Source organism: Paenibacillus oryzisoli, assembly GCF_050467285.1.
Lineage (GTDB): Bacteria > Bacillota > Bacilli > Paenibacillales > NBRC-103111 > Paenibacillus_E > Paenibacillus_E oryzisoli_A.
The window spans coordinates 180,725-200,562 of sequence record NZ_JBCMUN010000013.1; the positions used below are offsets into that span (position 1 = coordinate 180,725).

At 56.7% G+C, this 19,838-nt stretch carries 15 protein-coding genes and 1 riboswitch; of the genes, 1 reads left to right on the top strand and 14 read right to left on the bottom strand.

Going from position 1 to position 19,838, the window contains the following annotated elements; translation table 11 throughout:
- Positions 1 to 2: 2 nt before the first annotated feature.
- From purB to ABE504_RS22975, 6 genes are all read right to left on the bottom strand, one after another.
- Positions 3 to 1,301 (bottom strand): adenylosuccinate lyase, encoded by a 1,299-nt coding sequence (gene purB, locus ABE504_RS22950; protein WP_430093109.1) that lies wholly within the window; start codon positions 1,299 to 1,301, stop codon positions 3 to 5.
- A gap of 32 nt (positions 1,302 to 1,333) precedes the next feature.
- Positions 1,334 to 2,512, bottom strand: coding sequence for a 5-(carboxyamino)imidazole ribonucleotide synthase (gene purK, locus ABE504_RS22955; RefSeq protein ID WP_430093111.1), 1,179 nt, complete (start codon positions 2,510 to 2,512; stop codon positions 1,334 to 1,336).
- Positions 2,509 to 2,994, bottom strand: a complete 486-nt coding sequence (purE, locus tag ABE504_RS22960; protein WP_430093114.1) for a 5-(carboxyamino)imidazole ribonucleotide mutase — start codon at positions 2,992 to 2,994, stop codon at positions 2,509 to 2,511. Before purE ends, purK begins: the two co-directional genes overlap by 4 nt.
- Before the next feature lie 113 nt (positions 2,995 to 3,107).
- Positions 3,108 to 3,209: riboswitch (purine riboswitch) on the bottom strand.
- A 1,237-nt stretch (positions 3,210 to 4,446) separates the two neighbouring features.
- Positions 4,447 to 5,397 (bottom strand): polyprenyl synthetase family protein, encoded by a 951-nt coding sequence (locus ABE504_RS22965; protein ID WP_430093117.1) that lies wholly within the window; start codon positions 5,395 to 5,397, stop codon positions 4,447 to 4,449.
- Between the two features lie 15 nt (positions 5,398 to 5,412).
- On the bottom strand, positions 5,413 to 6,045 hold the full coding sequence (locus ABE504_RS22970; protein ID WP_126140404.1) for a response regulator transcription factor: 633 nt from the start codon (positions 6,043 to 6,045) through the stop codon (positions 5,413 to 5,415).
- Complete coding sequence (locus ABE504_RS22975; RefSeq protein ID WP_430093121.1) at positions 6,042 to 8,375, bottom strand: ATP-binding protein; 2,334 nt, start codon at positions 8,373 to 8,375, stop codon at positions 6,042 to 6,044. The genes ABE504_RS22970 and ABE504_RS22975 overlap by 4 nt, the downstream gene beginning before the upstream one ends.
- Before the next feature lie 77 nt (positions 8,376 to 8,452).
- On the opposite strand from ABE504_RS22975, the gene ABE504_RS22980 reads away from it, so the two are divergent.
- Complete coding sequence (locus tag ABE504_RS22980) at positions 8,453 to 8,653, top strand: hypothetical protein (protein WP_430093123.1); 201 nt, start codon at positions 8,453 to 8,455, stop codon at positions 8,651 to 8,653.
- Positions 8,654 to 8,714: 61 nt separating this feature from the next.
- On the opposite strand, the gene ABE504_RS22985 is transcribed toward ABE504_RS22980, so the two are convergent.
- The 8 genes from ABE504_RS22985 to ABE504_RS23020 form a co-directional block, all read right to left on the bottom strand.
- A complete protein-coding gene (locus ABE504_RS22985) occupies positions 8,715 to 9,203 on the bottom strand; it encodes a (2Fe-2S)-binding protein (protein WP_430093126.1) in 489 nt (162 codons plus the stop codon).
- Positions 9,196 to 11,466: a xanthine dehydrogenase subunit D gene (pucD, locus tag ABE504_RS22990; RefSeq protein WP_430093128.1), complete on the bottom strand. Its 2,271-nt coding sequence runs from the start codon at positions 11,464 to 11,466 to the stop codon at positions 9,196 to 9,198. Before pucD ends, ABE504_RS22985 begins: the two co-directional genes overlap by 8 nt.
- Positions 11,450 to 12,400 (bottom strand): FAD binding domain-containing protein, encoded by a 951-nt coding sequence (locus ABE504_RS22995; protein ID WP_430093131.1) that lies wholly within the window; start codon positions 12,398 to 12,400, stop codon positions 11,450 to 11,452. Before ABE504_RS22995 ends, pucD begins: the two co-directional genes overlap by 17 nt.
- A gap of 1,027 nt (positions 12,401 to 13,427) precedes the next feature.
- Entirely contained in the window at positions 13,428 to 14,081 is a 654-nt protein-coding gene (locus tag ABE504_RS23000; RefSeq protein WP_430093133.1) for a nucleotidyltransferase family protein, read from the bottom strand.
- Positions 14,072 to 15,370: an XdhC family protein gene (locus ABE504_RS23005; RefSeq protein WP_430093135.1), complete on the bottom strand. Its 1,299-nt coding sequence runs from the start codon at positions 15,368 to 15,370 to the stop codon at positions 14,072 to 14,074. Before ABE504_RS23005 ends, ABE504_RS23000 begins: the two co-directional genes overlap by 10 nt.
- A 547-nt stretch (positions 15,371 to 15,917) precedes the next feature.
- On the bottom strand, positions 15,918 to 17,150 hold the full coding sequence (locus ABE504_RS23010; RefSeq protein ID WP_430093137.1) for a pyridoxal-phosphate-dependent aminotransferase family protein: 1,233 nt from the start codon (positions 17,148 to 17,150) through the stop codon (positions 15,918 to 15,920).
- Positions 17,137 to 18,426, bottom strand: coding sequence for a Zn-dependent hydrolase (locus tag ABE504_RS23015; protein WP_430093140.1), 1,290 nt, complete (start codon positions 18,424 to 18,426; stop codon positions 17,137 to 17,139). Before ABE504_RS23015 ends, ABE504_RS23010 begins: the two co-directional genes overlap by 14 nt.
- Entirely contained in the window at positions 18,419 to 19,810 is a 1,392-nt protein-coding gene (locus ABE504_RS23020) for an allantoinase (RefSeq protein WP_430093143.1), read from the bottom strand. The genes ABE504_RS23015 and ABE504_RS23020 overlap by 8 nt, the downstream gene beginning before the upstream one ends.
- Between the last annotated feature and the right edge of the window lie 28 nt (positions 19,811 to 19,838).

The following is a 19,838-nucleotide window of genomic DNA, read 5'->3' on the forward strand; positions in this document are numbered from 1 at the left end:
TATTAACCGTTCAAACCTAAACGATCGAAAATCGTTTCCACATGCTTCAAGTGCCAGCTTGGATCAAAGCAATCCGCAATTTCAGCCGCGCTCAGCGCTTCCGTAATCGCCGGTGTGTTCTCTACGATTTCGCGGAACGAACGCTGCTCTTCCCACGCTTGCATCGCCCTCGGCTGCACCGTATCATACGCTTGCTCACGTGCAAAACCTTTGTCGATCAGCTTCGTCATGACGCGGCCGGAGAACGGCACATCGTACGTGCTGCGCATGTTGCGCTTCATGTTCTCAGGGAACACCGTCAAGTTCTTGATGATGTTGCCCAGACGGTTCAGCATGTAGTTCAGCAGCTGCGTAGCGTCAGGCAAAATGATGCGCTCTACCGAGGAGTGCGAAATGTCGCGTTCATGCCACAGCGTCACGTTCTCGTACGCGGAGATCATGTGGCCGCGGATGACGCGTGCCAGACCGGAGATGCTTTCGCAGCCGATCGGATTGCGCTTGTGCGGCATCGCGGAGGAGCCTTTTTGACCTTTTGCAAAAGGTTCTTCGACTTCGCGGAACTCGCTCTTTTGCAAGGCGCGAATTTCCGTCGCGAATTTGTCTAGGGACGTCGCTACCAGCGCCAGTGTCGCCATGTACTCGGCGTGACGATCGCGCTGCAGCGTTTGCGTGGAGATCGGAGCCGCTTTTGTGCCCAGCTTGCCGCATACATACTGCTCAACGAATGGATCGATGTTCGCGTATGTACCGACTGCGCCGGAGATTTTGCCGTATTGCACGCCGTCAGCAGCTAGGCGGAAACGCTCCAGGTTGCGTTTCATTTCTTCGTACCAGAGAGCCATTTTCAAACCGAACGTTGTCGGCTCTGCGTGAACGCCGTGCGTTCTGCCCATCATAGCTGTGTTTTTATGTTCAATCGCTTTGTTGCGAAGGATTTCGATGAAGTTTTGGATGTCTTTGTCCAGGATTTCGTTGGCTTGTCTCAGCAGGTAGCCGAGTGCCGTATCGACAACGTCCGTGGACGTCAGACCGTAGTGCACCCATTTGCGCTCAGGTCCGAGTGTTTCGGATACCGCACGCGTGAACGCGATGACGTCATGGCGCGTCTCTTGCTCGATTTCATAGATCCGGTCAATGTTGAAGTCCGCTTTCTCGCGAAGCACCTTCACGTCTTCTTTCGGGATTACACCCAGCTCAGACCAAGCTTCGCAGGATAAAATCTCCACTTCCAGCCAAGCCTTGAATTTGTTCTCTTCCGTCCAAATACGTGCCATTTCCGGGCGTGTATAACGATCGATCATGGTTTCTCGTTCCTCCAATTATTTCTTTGTCTTTACTTTCCCCAAATGCCTGTCTGTTCTATCCAAGTGAGCGCCTTCTCTACGTCGTCGGTCAAAAGGTTGATATGACCCATTTTGCGCTTTTCTTTTGCTTCTTTTTTGCCGTACAGATGGACTTTCGCGCTTACGCCGAGCTTCTCGTCTTCGAGGAAGCCTGGCTCCGCCACCCTCTCGGTTAGCGGCGCAATGTGCTCACCCAGCAGGTTCACCATCACAACCGGCGTCAGTAGCTCCGTCGAGCCCAGCGGCAGATTGCAAATCGCGCGCACGTGCTGCTCGAACTGCGAGGTGCGGCACGCTTCCATCGTGTAATGACCGGAGTTGTGTGGGCGCGGCGCCAGTTCATTCACATAAAGCTGGCCGTCCTTGGTCAAAAATAACTCCACTGCGATCAGCCCGATCACGCCGAGCGACGCGGCGATTTTCTTCGCCAGCTCTTCGGCTTCCCGCTGGATCGCCATCGGGATGCGCGCCGGCACGATCGACTCGTGCAAAATGTTGTGCACGTGGATGTTCTCCGCCGCGGGGAACGCCTTGACCTCGCCGCGTGGACTTCTCGCGGCAATGACGGACAGTTCCTTGTCAAAATGAATGAACTGCTCCAGCACCAATTCCGTCTTCGCCTTGCTCAGCGTGGCGAACGCTTCCGGCACTTCGTCCAGCGAGTGAAGCACCCACTGGCCTTTGCCGTCGTAGCCGCCCATTGCCGTCTTGAGCACGCACGGGATGCCGAAGCGCTCGGCCGCATCGCGAAGCTCGGCTTCGCTGCGGATTTCCGCGTACTGCGCTACCGGCACGCCCGCGGCTTCAATAGCCCGTTTCTCGCGCAGGCGGTGCTGCGTTGTATATAAAAGCTGACTGCCTTGTGGAACATAAGACTCTTCCATCAAAATGTTGGTGACGTGCGCATCTACGTTCTCGAACTCGTAGGTGATCACGTCCGATAAAGCCGCAAGCCTGCGCGCGGCGTCGACATCGTCGTAGCCCGCTTCGATCTGCTCATCCGCCACCTGACCGGTGGGCGCATCCGGCGTCGGATCGAGCGTCACGAAGCGGTAGCCCATGTTGCGGCCGGCCAGCGCCAGCATGCGGCCAAGCTGACCGCCGCCGAGCACGCCGATCGTGCCGCCGGGGAGAATCACTTTGCCATCTTGCGCAGCGGATGTGCTCATAGGTTGTCACTGCTTTCCAGCACCGTTTGCTTGATGCGCTCGCGGCGTGCTTTCACCTTCGCTTGCAGCTCCGGATCGAAAGCGCCGAGAATTTGCGCGGCCAACAGGCCCGCATTCGTCGCGCCCGCGTGACCGATCGCCACGGTTGCCACCGGAATGCCACCCGGCATTTGCACGATGGACAGCAAGGAATCCATGCCGTTCAACGTGGACGTTTTGACCGGAACACCAATAACCGGTAGCTCGGTTTTGGCTGCTACCATCCCTGGTAAATGCGCCGCCCCGCCTGCTCCGGCAATAATGACTTGCAAACCGCGTTCAATGGCAGATTCCGCGTACTCGAACATAAGGTCCGGCGTACGGTGCGCGGAGACAACCTTCTTCTCGTACGATACGCCAAGCTCCTCGAGCATATCGCATGCGTGCTTCATCGTTTCCCAATCCGACTGGCTTCCCATTATGACGCCAACACGTACAGTCATCTCAAACCTACTTTCACGTTTTTAAAATAAAAAATGCCCAGAGTTAGAATCTTTGATTCTATCCGCTGGACAGCAAAAGAACCGAATGCAAAAAGACCATATCGCTTCCAATGGTTCATCATTCGTTTCCTCGTAGTCCAAAAATTCATGGTTTTTGGGTAGAAACTTTCAGGCCTTATCCCTGATTTTATACGAGTGGTTTCGACATTTTCAATTGTTGCGGCTTGATTTCCCGCCTACCTAGTGTACTACCAACTAACGTGCCGTGTCAATTTGAAAAAACGAACGTTTTTTTGACATTTGTTTTGGATAGTTCGCTTTTTCGAGGTGCATTTCGGGTTTCATCCGTTTTGCGAAGAACGAATCGGCGGGCTCATCCAGACAACGAGGAAGTTGGAGCTGAAATGCTCGGTCAATTTCTTAAAACCAGTCGGCCGCAAATCTGATTTCAAGTGTAATATTTTTCGACAAGCCCCAGGGGGAAGCTGCTGTTCAAAATACGCATAAACACTGCTGCTCAGGGCGAGGATGCTGATTCTGACGCCTTTTGATCGCTATCCCCGCAGCTCAGGGGAGGCTGGACTGGAATTCCTCCAGCTTATAATGAGCTCTACTGCGGAAAATGAAGCATGAGTTGGAATTTCTCCATCTCATCCACGCAGAAAACCTCAAAATCGAGAAAATGCTCCCAATAAACTGGAGCTTTTCCAGCTTAGAGTGCGAATCTGCCGCTTTATACGGAAATGAGCTGGAGAAATTCCAGTTGAGCATGCCAGCAGGATGATTCAGGCAAGTTAGTGGGGCGAGACTGTCGGTGCAGATGGGCATACGTTGGTGAGAGGTGATTGGACTAGCTAGTTTTCCGTAACAGGCGGGGGAGAACGTCGTGCTATTGAGCAAATGTTGGCGGGAGGTGATTAGATTAGCTAGTTACCTTAACAGATAGAGCCAGAACGGAGTGCTTTTGAGCAAACGTTGGCGGAAGCTGATTAGATTAGCTAGTTACCTTAATAGATAGAGCCAGAACGGAGTGCGTGTTAGCAAACGTTGGCGAGCGGTGTGACTTCCTTACGGCGATACGGGACCCGATGGGTTAGCTGGTATGAGCGACGCTTTGAGGCGGTTGCGATTCTTGCGCCGAAAGCCGCAGCTAGCGGAACGAGACGACGCTATTTCGAGGCTTCTCCCCATTTGGCGGAGGAAGGGGATTGAGGCGACGCTATTTCGCGGGTTTCGGCTTGAAAACCGCATGCACCGCCACAATAAGCGCACCTCGTTCCGCTTCATTATAATGTAAGCGATTTCTCGAGCAAATAAGGTCGCTTAGTTCCCTAACCCGCGCGTAGACGCGGACACTACCATCGTCCCCTGAGCAGCGCGCCAAACTTACAGATCGGAACGAGGCTGAGCAGCTGAAAAAACAAAAAGAGCAGGGCCCCCTCCCTGCTCTACCTACGCTTCCGCCTGCGCCGACTCCTCCGCGCACGCCGCATAATCGCCCCACGCGATTTGCCGGAACCGTTCTTTCCACGGGGACTGCGCGTCCAGCTCCTGATAAATCTCCTCCGCCTTCTGCACGCAGACGGATTGGACGATGCGCGCGTACTCCAGACAGCCGGAGTCGTGAATGATCTGCAGGACGGCTTCGCGCTCCCGCCCCAGAAACTCTGCGGACAGCTCACCCGCATAGTAGGCCTTCAACTGCGCAAACGCCTCGTCCTCGATCGAGAGCAAATATAAGATCGGCAGCGTCTTTTTCCTCGCCAGCAGGTCGCTCTTCTCGTCAAAGCGGACCAGATCGCGCATATCATTCTGAATCTGATGAATAAGGCCGAGACAATCCGCGAGTTGATGCAACCGCTCTACGTTCTCCGGTGAGCACGATTCCCCCGCATAGCCCATGTAGCAGGCGAGCCGGAACAGAGAGCCCGACTTCTCCTGTGTCATCACGAGATACTCATCCGGCGTCGTGACGCTGTTCACCACATCCTTGTGCTGCCCGCATACCGAGCGGGCAAGTATCTTGCCGACCTCGGCCAGGATATGATCGCGAATCCCCAGCTCGCCAAGCTCCGCGATCGCCCCTGCCACGAAGGCAAGCACCGCGTTCAGGGCGCTGGCCAGCGGCACCTGCATCCATGGCTTGCTGACGCTGTCCCGATCCTGCAGGTCGTCGACCATGTCCAGGATCAGAATGAGCAGCTCGGTCAGCGCCGCCCGGCGGTAAATATGTGGCGAAACGCCGCCAAGCATGGCATGCGTGCTCAGCGTGATTTTCGACCACGCGTGACTCGACGACTCCTGGTCGGCCAAGCAGGCGATCAGCAGGCTTTTGAAATCCTCATCATACATATATGTATCGATCATGCGATACAAGTGCCCTTGGATGTCCTCCATCCCCATGCCTACCTTCTACCATTAGGTGTAATATTTACTTTTAATAAACTTCTCGAGCGCTTCCGTCCGTGATTTGGCGCCGTATTTATCATAAATTTTCCGCAAATAGTTATCGACGGTCCGCTTGCTCATGAAGATACGCTCTGCGATCTGCTCGTGAGTCGCCCCTTTGACGAGCATATTCATCATCAGCACTTCTTCGTCGTTAAGCTCGCACTCCTCCTGAGCGTTCGCATCATTCAGCTGCATCTGGTTAAAAACCGGGAGCGGAATCATCGTATAGCCGTCAAGAATGCAGTATACCATGTTTTTGATCGTGCGTTCGCTGGATTCCTTCGACAACACGCCGCTGACTTTAATTTCAATCAATTTATTGTAAATACCCGCAAGCTCAATGCCCGTAAAAATCACGATATGAATATGCGGATATAATTGCTTCAATTGGACGGCCACGTCCGTGCCGGTGAGATCGGGCAGCTGATAGTCCAGAAAGACGAGTCCGGGCTGATGCAGCTTCACCTGCTCCAAGCATTCTCTGGCGTTGCTGACAACGCCAATGACTTGTATGCGTTCAATCTCACCAAGCAGCGCTTTCGTTGCCCGGGCAAATAAGGGATGATCATCGACAATTAATGTTTTGACAACTTCACTCATGTAGTAAGCACCTCATCGATCGGTATGGTTATCGTAATTTTTGTCCCGTTCCCCTCACTCGAATTCATCTCAAATTTTCCGCCCACGTGCAGCACGCGACTTCTCATATTCGCCAGCCCCATGCCGGAGCCTCCGATTTCCAGCTTAGCTTCCTGATCGGTTGGAAAGCCTACGCCGTCATCTTCATAGTGTAAGTAAAAAGACTGCCGGTCTTCCCGTAGATGGAAAATGACCTCGGACGCCTGCGAATGTTTCTTCGCGTTGTTCAACAGCTCTTGCACGATGCGGAAAATATGACGTTTCGAAGATAAATCTTTCTCTTCAATTTGCAGTAAGGACCCCATTTGCAGCGTAAGTTCAAACGGCGTGCTGTATTTCTCCTTTTCGATAAAACTTTTTAGCGTTTGCTTGAGACCGACTTCCTTCAGCAAATGCGGATTCAACTCAAAACAGCTCTGCCGCAGAGACGCATTAATCATTTCCACGAAATTGTTCATGGAGTTAATTTGTTCGCGATCCTCTTGCCCCATCGTCGGTTTGTCGGCCAGTGAAGATAATCTTCGTTTCAGAAAAAATAAATCCTGCATCGTCGTATCGTGCAAATCTGTCGCAATCCGAATTCGCTCTTCTTCCTGCAGCTCGAACATGACCTTGCTCAGCCACAAGTTCTCCTCCTGCGGCACCTCCCACACCATCTGCTGCAGTTTGCCTGTCAGCTTGCGGATCAAGTACACATTTTCCAGGCCGACTTCCAAATATGATGTAATGAGCTGCAGCCAGTTGCGCTCCTCGTTGCCGATGCGGGTGTTCGTTTTCTTGCTCGTCACGATGAGATAGCTCGAGTAGTCCTCGTGATCGTTGATTTCCAGGACTGTGTAGTAGGCATGATTTCGCAGCGCGCCCCGCGCCATCAACATCTCCAGCTCCGAGTGATCCATATCACCGGCAGAAATGATCTCGGTGCCGTCCTTGCTCCGAATCAGGATGGCTACGCCCATCACGCCGAGCGTATTCACAATATCCACGAGAATAATATCTTTAAGCTCGCGGAACGAGGAGATGGAGCCGAGATTTTTGGAAATCTTTTTCAAAGCCAACTTCAGCATAAATTTGCGTGGAAATAAATACGGTTCAAGACGCGTGGTCCAGTATTCAGCCGCATACAGCATCGTCGACATCAGAATAATTAACCCTATGAATAATGCGGCGAGCTGCCTCGGATTCGTTTCCGCATGAAACAGCAATCCGAAAAAAAACGTAAATACAGCGACCGGCGCCACCGACATCACAGCCGCAAACAGGAAGCGCCGCACTACAAGCCCGATGTCGTACAGTTGATTGGAGGCAATCAAGTACGCGAACGTAATGGGAAAAATGAGCAGCAAACAGCTTGTATACATCGGATCGAAAATCCACTCATCTGCAAGAAGCTGCGGCAAAAAAGACAGCGTAATAATCGGCAGAAAGGAAATCAGCAGCGAGAAAAATACGCTCTTAATGATCGTGGACAGCTGCGACTGCACCCGCCACACCTTCACGAACAACGTGGACAGCAGCACAATATTGAGCGTAATCACGACAATGAAAAACGCCATCGTAAGTGAACCGTCAAACCGGTAAATATAAGCCATGGAAGGAAAAAAGTACAGACTTCGCAGCGCGATCGCCCCCAGCGCAATGCCGTACAAATATTTGAACAGGCGTCGTGGGAGCTCCATATCGCCTTTTTCCTTAAAGAACACGACCAGAAAATGCAAGAAGACAATCGGGAGCATCATCATGCCGGATGCAATCAGCAGCTTGCCGATCGTATCGCCCCGGTTGGATGCGCCAAGACTCAGGAAGATCAGCGCTGCGCTCAAAAAAGCAAACGCAAGCAGCCTGGCCGATGGCGATCGCCGTTCTTTGATTAGCAGCAGCCCGCACATGAAGACGCACACCACCTCCTCGAACAGCGGAATCAGATCCACGGCGGAAGGCCTTCCTTTGGTTAATTGAATGAACTGCTCCTGCCCGTTTCGCGAGATGAGCAGCATTCGCGCTTTTTCGACAACATTCCAGCTTTTCACCGTCGACCATTCGCCTGGCGGCCCACCGTTGATCTGAAGAATGACGTCCCCCTCATGCACCTCGACATTGCGACCGTTGGCCTCCATCCGGTTCACGATATAGGAGGTCTGGACGATTCCCGCGTCTCCCTGCCGATCTTGCTTAACCTCTACATAAATCCCGTTATAAGGGAAGGTAAATGTAATATACGTGCACCAAAGCTGTAAAATCAACAGCACAAGCAAGCATAGACCTAGTAGGCCTCTTTGTAATATTTTCAAAGATCTCTCCCCTATATATGAATATTTTGCTATAATTACGCTAGTACGTTACTACTATTGAGAGGGAGTTATTACCTATGGCAATCATTCAATTAAACCCCGAATTGCAAAGCTCCGTACACACCGCCAAACGTGCAGAACTGAAAAAACAAGCCGATTCTTTTTTGGCTGCGCAACCGCTTTCTCCGGAAGAAACAGCCGCTCTGCTGAAAACATTTCAGGTCCCTTCCCACACGAGAAAACAAAACGCCTCTGAGCCGTCCAATTATTGGTGGTAGAATTCGTTCTTCATACAAAAAGGGTCGTATAATTAGCTAATCTAATTATACAACCCTTTTTTTATTTCGTAAGTCCTAAGTTTACCACGTTAACCGTCTCTACCGCTCTGAAAATCCCCTCATACCCCGTGCATCGGCAAATGTTCCCGCACAGCGCCTTTTCGGCCTCCGCCCGCGTCGGCGCCGGATTCTTCTCCCATAACGCGCTCAGCGTGACGACCATCCCCGCCGTGCAATAGCCACATTGCAAGCCACCCTCCTCCAGCAGCGCTTGCTGAACAGGATGCAGCGCTTCGCCTGCCGACAAACCTTCAATCGTTGTAATCGCTGTACCTGACGCTTGATACGCCATGAGCAGGCACGCATTCACCGGCTGGCCGTCCAGCAAAATCATACAAGCGCCGCAGCGCCCGATCTCACAGGAAACCTTCGTTCCGGTCAACCCCAGATCGTCCCGCAAAACGTCCGTCATCCGCTTGGAGGCGGGCACTGGGATCGACATGTCTTTTCCATTGATGCAGCATTCCAGTACATACGTTGTATTAATCAATAGCCTCCACCCCTTCTAACCAATCGATGGATTGCACGATGTTTTCCGGAGATATCGGTAAAGCGTTCACCCACACGCCTGTCGCCTGGCGAACCGCCGCCGTAATCGCCGGCGCAAGACCGACCGAGCCGATCTCGCCGACGCCTCTCGGCCCGAACGCATCGTCCTCCGGCAGCTCTTCAATCGCCTCGACCTGGATGCTGAGCGGACTATCGGTGAACGTTGGTACGAGGTACGTGTCGAGGTTGTGCCGCAGATATCGGCCTCCCTTCATCACGGCATCCTCCGTCAGTGTAAAACCGAGCGCCATCCCGCTACCGCCCTCGATCTGTCCGAGGAAGCCCATCGGATTAATAACTGGCCCTGCGGCGATCACATGATCGGTATGCAGCACCTTTACCCGGCCGGTCAACAGATTGACCTCGACCTCCACGATCGCTGCTGCGTAGGAGTACAAATAATGTGCGCCGACCTTGCCCTCCGGCGTCGTCGGGTAGTGGAACTCCGTGTGCGCGACGATGGGTTCTACGGCGGCGGAACTGTAAGTGAGGGCCGGCTGGCCGCTCGCATCGCCCTTGCGATGCAGACCGCCGACGCCGGTCACGAGCTCTTCCGCGGGGATGCCGGAGATCTCGGAAGCCTGCGTCAGCAGCTTCGCCAGGAACGCCGGCTTCAGCCGCTGGAGTGCGCGCCACATCATCGTGGTGGCGCGTGAGGCGGTGCTCGACCCGCTGCTCGGCACGCGGTCGGTGTCCCCGATGACGATGCGAATGTCATCGGCGGCGCAGCCGAAACAGTCCTGCAGCATCAGCGTCAGCGCTGCGTAGAGCCCTTGGCCGAACTCCTCGAAGCCGAAGGAGGCCTGGATTTTGCCATCGGCCGTCAGCTCGAGGCGGCCGCCGGAATGATCCGGGATGCCGAACCCGAGGCCGGCCCCGTGCATCACCAGCGCTGCGCCGACGCCCCGGCGCAGCCACGGCTCTTCCGGCTGGGCGCGGTGCTGCCACAGCCGGGATTCCCGCGCCCTCGCCCACACTTGCGAGGCGCCTTCCGTGGCCACGATGGGCTGCCCCATCGGGCCGGGGTCGTCCGGGCTGCGCAGGTTCAGCCTGCGCAGCTCCCACGCGTCCAGGCCGAGCAGGTCGGCCAGGCGCTCGATCTGGCTCTCCACGGCAAAAATCACCTGATTGCCGCCAAAGCCTCTGAACTCACCGGACACGCCGTTGTTCGTGTAGACGCTCTTGCCTTCCACCGCCACATACGGGATGGTGTAAGGGCCGATAGCGTGCTCGGTGGCGAAGTTCAGCACCTCGCACCCCAGCGTCGCGTACGCCCCGGTGTCCGCGAGGATGCTGACCTGATGCGCGATGAGGCGGCCTGCGCTGTCGCAGCCCGTTTTCATCCGAATACGCATCGGATGCCGCTTGATCCCGGCGACGACGGATTCGCGCCGGGAGTTGTGCATTTTGATGGGAAGTCCGGTCAGCCATGCCATGAGCGCTCCAAACGGCTGCACGTTCAGCTCATCCTTCCCGCCGAAAGAGCCGCCGATCGGACTCGAGACGACGCGGATTTGCTCCTCCGGGATGCCCAGGATGCGCGCCAGCTGGAAACGGTCCTTGTAGCCATGCTGAGTCGGCGAGTACACCGTGAGGCGGCCATCCGCTTCAGGGACGAACAGCCCGCCTTCCGTTTCCATATACGTGTGCATTTGCCGGGGCGTGTAGTAGGTTTCCTCAACAATATGCGTACATGTGTTGAAGGCTTTTAGAATGTCGCCGTCCCCGAGTGTCAGACTCGTCTGATGCAGCAAATTGCCCTCAGGGTGCAGGAGCATGGTCCCTGCTTCGAGGGCAGTTTCCGGATCGTCCACGACCGACAGAGGCTCGTAGACGACTTCGATCAGCGAGAGCGCGTATTCCGCGATCTCCTCCGTATCAGCCGCTACAGCGGCCACCGCATCGCCGACATAGCGCACTCGCTCCTTGCAGAGGACCGGTTGATGCGGGAACGCGATGCCGAATAAGTTAAGTCCCGGTACATCGTCAGCCGTGATGACGACCCGCACGCCGGGCACCTGCTTCGCTCGGCTTGTATCGATCGATAAGATCCACGCATGGGCATGCGCGCTGCGCAGCACCTTGCCATGCAGCATACCTGGCGCAGTCAGATCGGTTAAATATTTAAGTTTACCGCTCACCTTCTCCTTGCCGTCGGGCCGGATGATCCATTTTTGGGCGTGCGTCTCACGATTCAGGAGCATCGGCTCCGCCCCCTTTGCTGCCCCGCCAAGCTTTGTAGCATTCCGAGACGATGAGGTTGGCTGCTGTCGTTTTGCGATACGCGATGCCCACATAATCGTCAGGGACAGCTGCGCACTGTTCGTAAGCAGCGCTGTGCAGCTTCTTGAGCAGCGCCTTGCTGAGCGGCTGACCTGTCAGAAGCGCTTCCGCCTGAGTGAGCCTGCCCGGGATGGCACTTCCGCCGCCGGCTGCGAGTCTTGCGCTTGCGATCATACCGTCGGGCTGGAAGGTCAGCCTTCCCGCAACCGTCACCACGGACGGGGTGAATGCCTCCCGGCGGCCTGCTTTTAGATAGAACTGGCAGTGGCCTTTCGTTGCCTGCAGCGGCAGTAAAATGCCAGTCATAATGTCCGAAGGATCGCCCGTTGCGGCGAGCCATGTTTGAAGCGGCAGCTCACGCTCCTGCCCGCCATCGTTCAACACCACCTGCGCCTCCAGTACAAGCAGCGCCGGAATGAGATCTCCCATACGAGTCATCACATTCCCGCCAATTGTCGCCATATTGCGAATCGAGGGCGCCGCCACCTCTGCGCATGCCTGCATGAGCAGCGGAGCATGCTCGTGTGTGAGCTCGCTGGTCATCACCGCGTTAAGGCTCAGCAGCGGCCCATAACGTATATAAAGCGGCGCCGTGCGCTCCCGCTGACCATCGTTCCATACCACTCGCCGCTCATCGATGGATAGGCTCTTTAGCGCCGAGATACGGCCCAAGCTGATTAAATGCTGCGGTATGGCCGCAACGCCGTTCTCCCAGCGGGGGCGCAGCCAGGTCCCGCCTGCCACGACGACCGCTGCGTCGCCCCACTGCTTTTGGAGCTGAATCGCTTCCTTGACACTGGCCGGCTGCCAGACGGAAGGCTGCTGCTCCGGCAACCGTTGCATAGGAATGGACATAACCTCACCCCTCCTCCAAAAATGCTGAACATCACATGCTGATGCGGATTGCCTAACCCATTTCCGAAGATAAATTAGACTTACTATATACAATATTCATTTAACGCGTCAACTTACCTGACGCAAGTTTGTTTTTTTGTATAAAAAATGCCGAGTCATTCGTGATGATGCACCTTACCCTTTATATCGCGTCACGATATGTGACATACCATCCTCTTGTGCGTCCGCTCACCCAGCATTTCCTCTCCAATACAAACCAGGGCATGCGCTCAATAGAGGTGGTTTCCCCCTCTTATTTCGGCACAAATCAGCCAATATCACCAAATAAGAGGGGGAAACCACCCTTAATATTCGCCGCTGACCCAGAAAGCCAGGTATTATGGCCCGATAGAGGTGGTTAGCCCCTCTTAATTCGATCAAAATCAGCCAATACCGCTAAATAGGAGTGGTTCACCCCTCTTAACTGTGAGCGGCTCTCAGAGCTTCCAAATCCAGCTACCTTGCATCTAGAATCTTCGCTCCCCAGCAAACGCTCGACACACCAACAACTGCCTTCTTCAAGTAAAACTACCTTTGTTCTCCAGCAACTACCCGCAAACTCCAGCAATTCATCTTCATCTCCAGCTATTCTTCGCAATCCAACAAACTTAATTCTCCTCAGCGAACTCTCGACAAACCAACAGCTGCCTTCTTCAAGTAACTTTTCGCAATCCAGCAATCTACCTTCGTCCCCAGTCACTCCCCGCAAACCACAGTCTGCCCTCACCTCCAGCTAATCTCCGCACTCCAACAACTTAGCTTCTTCCCAGACACTCTCACTACTCGGCAATCTTCCCCACACACGCGCATCCCGCCTACAATTTCACGCCACGCAAAACCAAAACTAGCTACTTAACCCCCAGCCCCGGCTATGCCGCCTTCGCGCATGGGCACGACCGCCTCGCACCAAACAAAAAAGCCCGCAACAGCGAGCTTCCGCACTCATCCCTACTATCACGCCCAGTACCATGGCGCGGTTCTTCCATCCTCACTGCATGCCACCAAAAATCCCCACCGCCGCCTCATACAACTCCGGCGTATCCACGTCCATGAACGTGAGCGGGTCCGCCACGTTCAACACCCGCCCGCTGTACCCCGGGCGGCGCAACAACGAGCGGGCGCCCTCATCGCCCGCCAACTCCGCCACGGCCGGCCACATGGCCCGGCCGAGCACCAGCGGCGGCTTCGGCACGCCGCTGTCACCGCTGGCGGCGAAGTCGACGCCTTCGCCGAATGCCTCGACCAGCCGGCGCAGCAGCGCCCGGCTGACAAAGGGCTGGTCGGCCAGCATCACGAGCGCGCCGACCGCTCCAAGCTCGGCGGCGGCCGCTACGCCGGCCCGCAGCGAATGCGCCATGCCCCGCTCCGCGTCGGGGCACACCACCAGGCGGCAGCGGCCTGCCGCCACCTCGGCCTGCGCTTCCGCTGGCAGCCAGTCGAGCGGGTCCGCTGCGCGCACGACCACGATGACGTGCGGCAGCTCCGCACGCAGCGCCAGAGCCTCGCGCAGCGCGACGGCGCCGAGCCGCAGGCCACCATCGCCGGGCATCGGCAGCGCCTGCTTCGCCGTGCCCATGCGCCGGGAGCTGCCCGCCGCCAAATACACGGCGGCGACCGCCTCCGGACCGCCGCTCACCACCATGCGCCGTACCCTTGCGCGCGAGGCGTTATGCGACCGATGGACGCTCGGTCACCCCGCTTACTGCCATCCGTCTCTCTCCTGTGATCGCCCACCTCACAGCCCTCCGTCTCTCTCCCTCGAACACCCTGCGCATCACCAACTGTCCCGCTCCCTCGAACACCCCGCTTCACCGTGATCAACTCAGCCGTCATAGAGATCGCGTTCTCATAGGCGCCCTCCGAGCCGATGGGCAGACCGACCGGATAGCGTAGCCACTCCGGCCGCTCAAGACCGGCCATCAGCCGCTCCGTGCGCTCCCGCGAGCCCATAATCCCGAGATAACGCAGCGAAAATGGGGCAATATGCCGCACAAACATCTCATCCTTTTCAAATTGATGGCTCATGATGATGACATAATCGTTCGGCGTCAGCGCAAGCCTGGCCGCCAAAGCTTCCGGAAAAGCGACAACCGCCTCCGTCGCACCCGGAAATCTTTCCAGCGTGCACAGCGCATCTCGCCAGTCTGCCACAACAACGCGAAAGCCGCTGTCGGCCGCCATTTGTACCAACGGAGCAGCATCGGGATTGGCACCGAACACGATCAAGCGAGGCTTCGGTTCCATGCGCGTCACGGTGCCAGAAACGGGCAGCACTCGCCTTTTCCCGGACATCTTCGCCTCTAGGCCATGCCAAGCCACTAACCGCTCCTCGCCTGCTGTACCCGCCTCCAACACTCCCCGTCCTTCACCATCCGGACCCACCTCCGTCACTACCCGCTCTTCTCCCGCTGTCGGTACCTCCGACTCTCTCTGCCCCTCCCGCTGAACACAGGCTTCAGACCGCTCCGCCCTTCCCATCAGCTCCTCGCCAACGGCACAGGCCGTCGACAACGAATACCGAATATCCGAATATCCCTCGCCATACTCGCGAATCAACTCCATTGCTTCTCCGCGATCCAGACTGGCCTTTGCGACGAGCAGATGCACGAGCAGTTCGCCTGTAATCGGCTCCAATATAATGCGGATCAACCCGCCGCACCCGATCGTCTCACCCCAGCCAAAATCATCGGCCGGCCGCATATCGTACTCGACCATTTGCGGTTTTTGCGAGTCCCAGACACCTGGGACGTACGCTGCCAGATCCGCTTCCAAGCAGCCGGGCGATATGCTCCCGACCTTGCTGCCGTCCGCCATCAGCACCATGACCGCCCCTTGCTTGCGATAGGCGTGGCCTTCCACATGAATGACGGTCGCCAGCACGCGCGCCAGCGGATTATGTTCCACAGCTTCCAAAATGTCATAGACGTCCACAACCAATCACCCTCCCAAGCAATATTCAGCGTCCTATTCAAAAGACTCACCACGGTTCCGATACAATCGAGCTATCGGCGTTTCTCTCTCGTCAGCTATCTGTGCTTCTCCCACCAGCCCTCGCCTTAACTCCTGTGTTGCTTATCCCAGGCCGGGTTTGTTGAAAGCATCGCCCACTGTAGCCGCTCCTCAAATGAACTAGAATTTCTCCCTTACATTTTCGCGTTTTCGCCCAAATCGGGGGAATGGACTGGAATTCTTCCAGTTCATTTTCCCTTTTGACAGCTCTTCTCCGAAAAGACTGAAATGAACTGGAGCTTTTCCAGTACAGGAGGCATGGAGGCTGCTTTCTGACGAAATGAGCTGGAGGTTTTCCAGTTCATGGTGGACACCCCAAGCTGATTAACCGACCTGACGTTGCCTTGCTCTCTTATTGTCAGTTTAAGCGAACGGACTCACCGGCTTAACCTGATCACATTAGCCAACAGCTCCATCTCCACTTTTCCAGCCAGTAGCTAGGACTTCCCCAATTCAAGCTACCCTTCCCCTACGTCTCACCATCACCATACACATCCAACGCCGCCTGCACAGCGCGCCCGACCTTAACCTGCACGCCATGCCGCAGCAGCGTCGCCTCCAACGCCCCCAGCAAATGCAGCACATTCGACTCCCTGCACGAAAAACCCATCGTCCCGATCCGCCAAATCTGCCCTTTCAAAGGCCCGAAGGAAGACGCAATCTCGATCCCAAAATGGTGCAAAAGCATCCCCCGCACCGACTCGCCGTCGACGCCTTCCGGGATGCGGATGCAGGTCACGACCGGCAGCTTGCAGGCCGGATCTCCGTACAACGACATGCCCATCGCCGTAAGTCCAGCGATTAGCGCCGCCTCATGCCGGCGGTGCCGGGCAAACCGTGCCTCCAGCCCCTCCTCCAGCACCAGCCGCACCCCTTCGCGCAGCGCATACAGCATCGAGGTCGCCTCTGTGTGATGATTGAGCCGTTTCGGACTCCAATAATCCTGCAGCATGCCGAGGTCAAAATAATTGCTCGCCACCGGCCGCCTGTCGGAGACGGCGGAGCCTGCTTCCCGCAGGCCGCGCTCGATCGTTTTGCGCCGCAGCACCTTCGCTTCGACGCGTTCGTTGTACGTGATCGGCGACATGCCGGCTGGCACGGACAAGCATTTCTGGGTGCCGCCGATGACGGCATCCATCAGCCACTCGTCTGTCAGCAGCGGCACGCCGCCAATCGTCGCAACGGCGTCGACGACGAGCAGCGCATCTACTCCTCGGCAGGCGGCGCCGATCCCGTCGAATGGCTGCAAGCAGCCTGTCGACGTCTCGCCATGCACCATAGCGACGACGTCCGGCTTTTCGCGGTAGATCGCCTCCACAATCGCCCCCGGATCGAACACCGTGCCCCATGGCTGCTCCATCACCACAACTTCCGCACCGCAGCGCTCCGCGATCTCGATAAACAAGTTGCCGAACCGGCCGTAAACCGGCACCAGCACCCGATCCCCCGGTTCAATGATGCTGACGAGCACGGCCTCCAGCCCGGAACGCGAAGTGCCATCCACCGGAAACGCCCACTGATTATGCGTCTGAAAAAGCTCCCGCAGCATCTCCATCGTTTCATTCATTAACGCCGTAAATTCCGGATCGAACTGGCCGAGAATCGGATACGACATCGCCCTCAGCACTCTCGGATCGACCTCGACCGGTCCCGGTGTCATAATCGTTCGTAAGGAGGGCGCCAAGTCCTTATACGTCTTCATCTGCTTTTCCTCCATACCCGTATTGATACAGCACGCGCACCAGCGTTTGGAAGCCGTTCACCAGCTCCTCCGGCGACGTGTATTCCTTCGGACTGTGGGAGACGCCGCCCCGGCTCGGCACAAAAATCATCGCCGACGGACACACGGCACCGAACAGCTGCGCATCATGCCCTGCCCCGCTCGGCATCCGCAGAGACGGATAGCCATAACGCTCGCAGGCAGCTACAATCTCCGCCGAAATGCCTTCATCCATCGCTACCGGCAGCGCGTAGAGATGCTCCGTAATCTGAATACCGAGCCCTCTTTGCTCGGCGATCTCCCTGAACTCCGCCAGTAGGCCATCGCGAAAAGCATCCATCGCCACGGCATCCGTATGCCGAATATCGAGCGTAAACTCCACCTCGCCCGGTACAACGTTCGAGGTGCCACGCTTCACTTCCAGCCGCCCGACTGTCGCCACCAGCGGCTCGCCTTCCCCCAGCGCCTTGCGCTCCGTCAAGGCCACCATCTCGGCCGCGCCAGCCAGGGCATCCCTGCGCATCGTCATCGGCGTCGTCCCCGCATGGTTCGAAGCCCCCGAAACGACGACAATATGACGGATTTGGCCAACAATCGCCGTGACGACACCGATTTGCTTTTGCTTATATTCCAGCACGCCACCTTGCTCAATATGAATTTCAATATAAGCGCCAATATCCTCTCGCCGCGCCGGATACAGCCGGGCCGGCTCCGTTTCGAAACCGGCTTCCGCCATCGCCTCCAACATGGTGACGCCTTCCCGGTCGATCAGGCCATTGCCGTCCAGCATGGAAAGCGCACCGGTCACATGACCCGAACCCCAATAAGCAAGCGGAAAACGGCTCCCCTCCTCCTCGCAAAACGACACAACCTCCAACGTCCGCTTCGGCGTACCATAGACGGCTTTGAGAAAGCCGAGCGCCATCATCGATGCGACGACACCGTAGGCGCCGTCGTATTTGCCGCCATTTTTAACCGTATCGATATGGGAACCGGTCAGCACGGGTTTCAGGTCAGGCTGGGAACCCTTCAGCTTGCCGAACAGATTGCCGACTTCGTCGAAATCGGCCGTCAGGCCAAGTTCTTGCATTTTATCCATTAAAGCCAGCTGCGCTTGCAGCCACGGTGCCGAATATAGAAGCCGAGTCACGCCTCCCTCCGAATCGCCGCCAAAAGTCGCCAGCCACGCCAGCGCCTCCAGCATCCGCTCGCTGTAAGCTGTTAGCAATTCCTGTGGATGCTCCGTCATTTTAGCCATGCTGCCCGCCTCCGATCGCCGCTGCGTACTGGATCCATTCTCCATAAGCCTCTGGGGGCACGCCTGCGCCCGCCTCATACACTTGCTTCCCGCGTACAAACGTCGCCTGCACCCGGCACAGCATCTCCCTACCCACATAAGGGCTATGTTTGTGGCGATACAGCAAATCATTAGCCTGCAAGGTGTACGACGCCCCTAGATCCAGCACAGCCAAATCCGCGTCAGCCCCGACTGCGATTTCTCCCTTACGAGGATGCAGACCGAAGCGCCGGGCCGGCTCCAGCGCAAGCACCTTAGCGAGCAGGAGCAGTGGAATCCCTCTGCGCACATGTCCCTCACCGACCAACAACTCGAGCGAGCTCTGAGCGCCAGAGATGCCGCCCCAAGCATCGAAGAAGACTCCCTCCTTCATGAATGTCGGAGATGGCGAGTGATCGGAGGCAATGATGTCAAAACGGCCTGCAGCCAGCAAGGCCCAGAGCCGTTCATTATGCTCGGCAGAACGGATCGGTGGCGCACATTTGGCCACAGGGCCGATGCGGGCCACATCCTCGCTCGTCAGCACCAAATAGTGCGGGCACGTTTCCACTGTGACGTCGAGACCTTTGGCCTTCGCTTCCGTAATGATCTCCACTGCTTCTCCGCTGGAAATATGGACAAAATGCAGCTTACAGCCCGTCTGCTCCGCATAAGACAAGGCACGCCGCACTGCTTCGACTTCCGCTTCTACCGGACGCGTCGCAATAAAATCCAACGCCCCGCTGCGCCCTGCACGCCGGGCCTCCACAGCGAGCTTCGAGACGATGTCCTCACTCTCCGCATGCAGCGCCAGCACGAGGCCGAGCTTCGCGATCTCATTCATACCCTCGAAGAGGGTCCTATCATCCACTTCCCTGAAAATATCCTCGCCCTCGCCACCGGGATTGGACATAAACGCCTTGAATCCGATGACACCGGCTTCCGCCAGTCCCCGCAGCTCCTGTAGGTTGCCGGGTACGAGCCCGCCCCATAGCGCGTAGTCCACGTGGGACTCGCCGCGAGCCGCCGCCAGCTTCGCCTCCAGCGCGCTGACCCGCACCGTCGGCGGCACGCCGTTCAGCGGCATATCGATGTACGTCGTGCAGCCGCCTGCGGCGAGCGACGCCGAACCCGTGCGGAACCCTTCCCAATGACCGAGCGCCGGCTCATTGAAATGCACATGCGCATCCACCATGCCCGGCATCACATGCAGATGCTCCGCGTTAAAAACCGGCGTATGCTCCGGACAGATCAGATGCTCGCCGAGCGCGGTGATTTTGCCGTCCCGAATGCCTATATCAAGCTGCTGCACGCCATCCCGCAGGACGACGCTTCCATTGCGAATGACATAATCCCATGCGTTCATGCTCATCCCCCTCCGCAGAGCCCAGCCT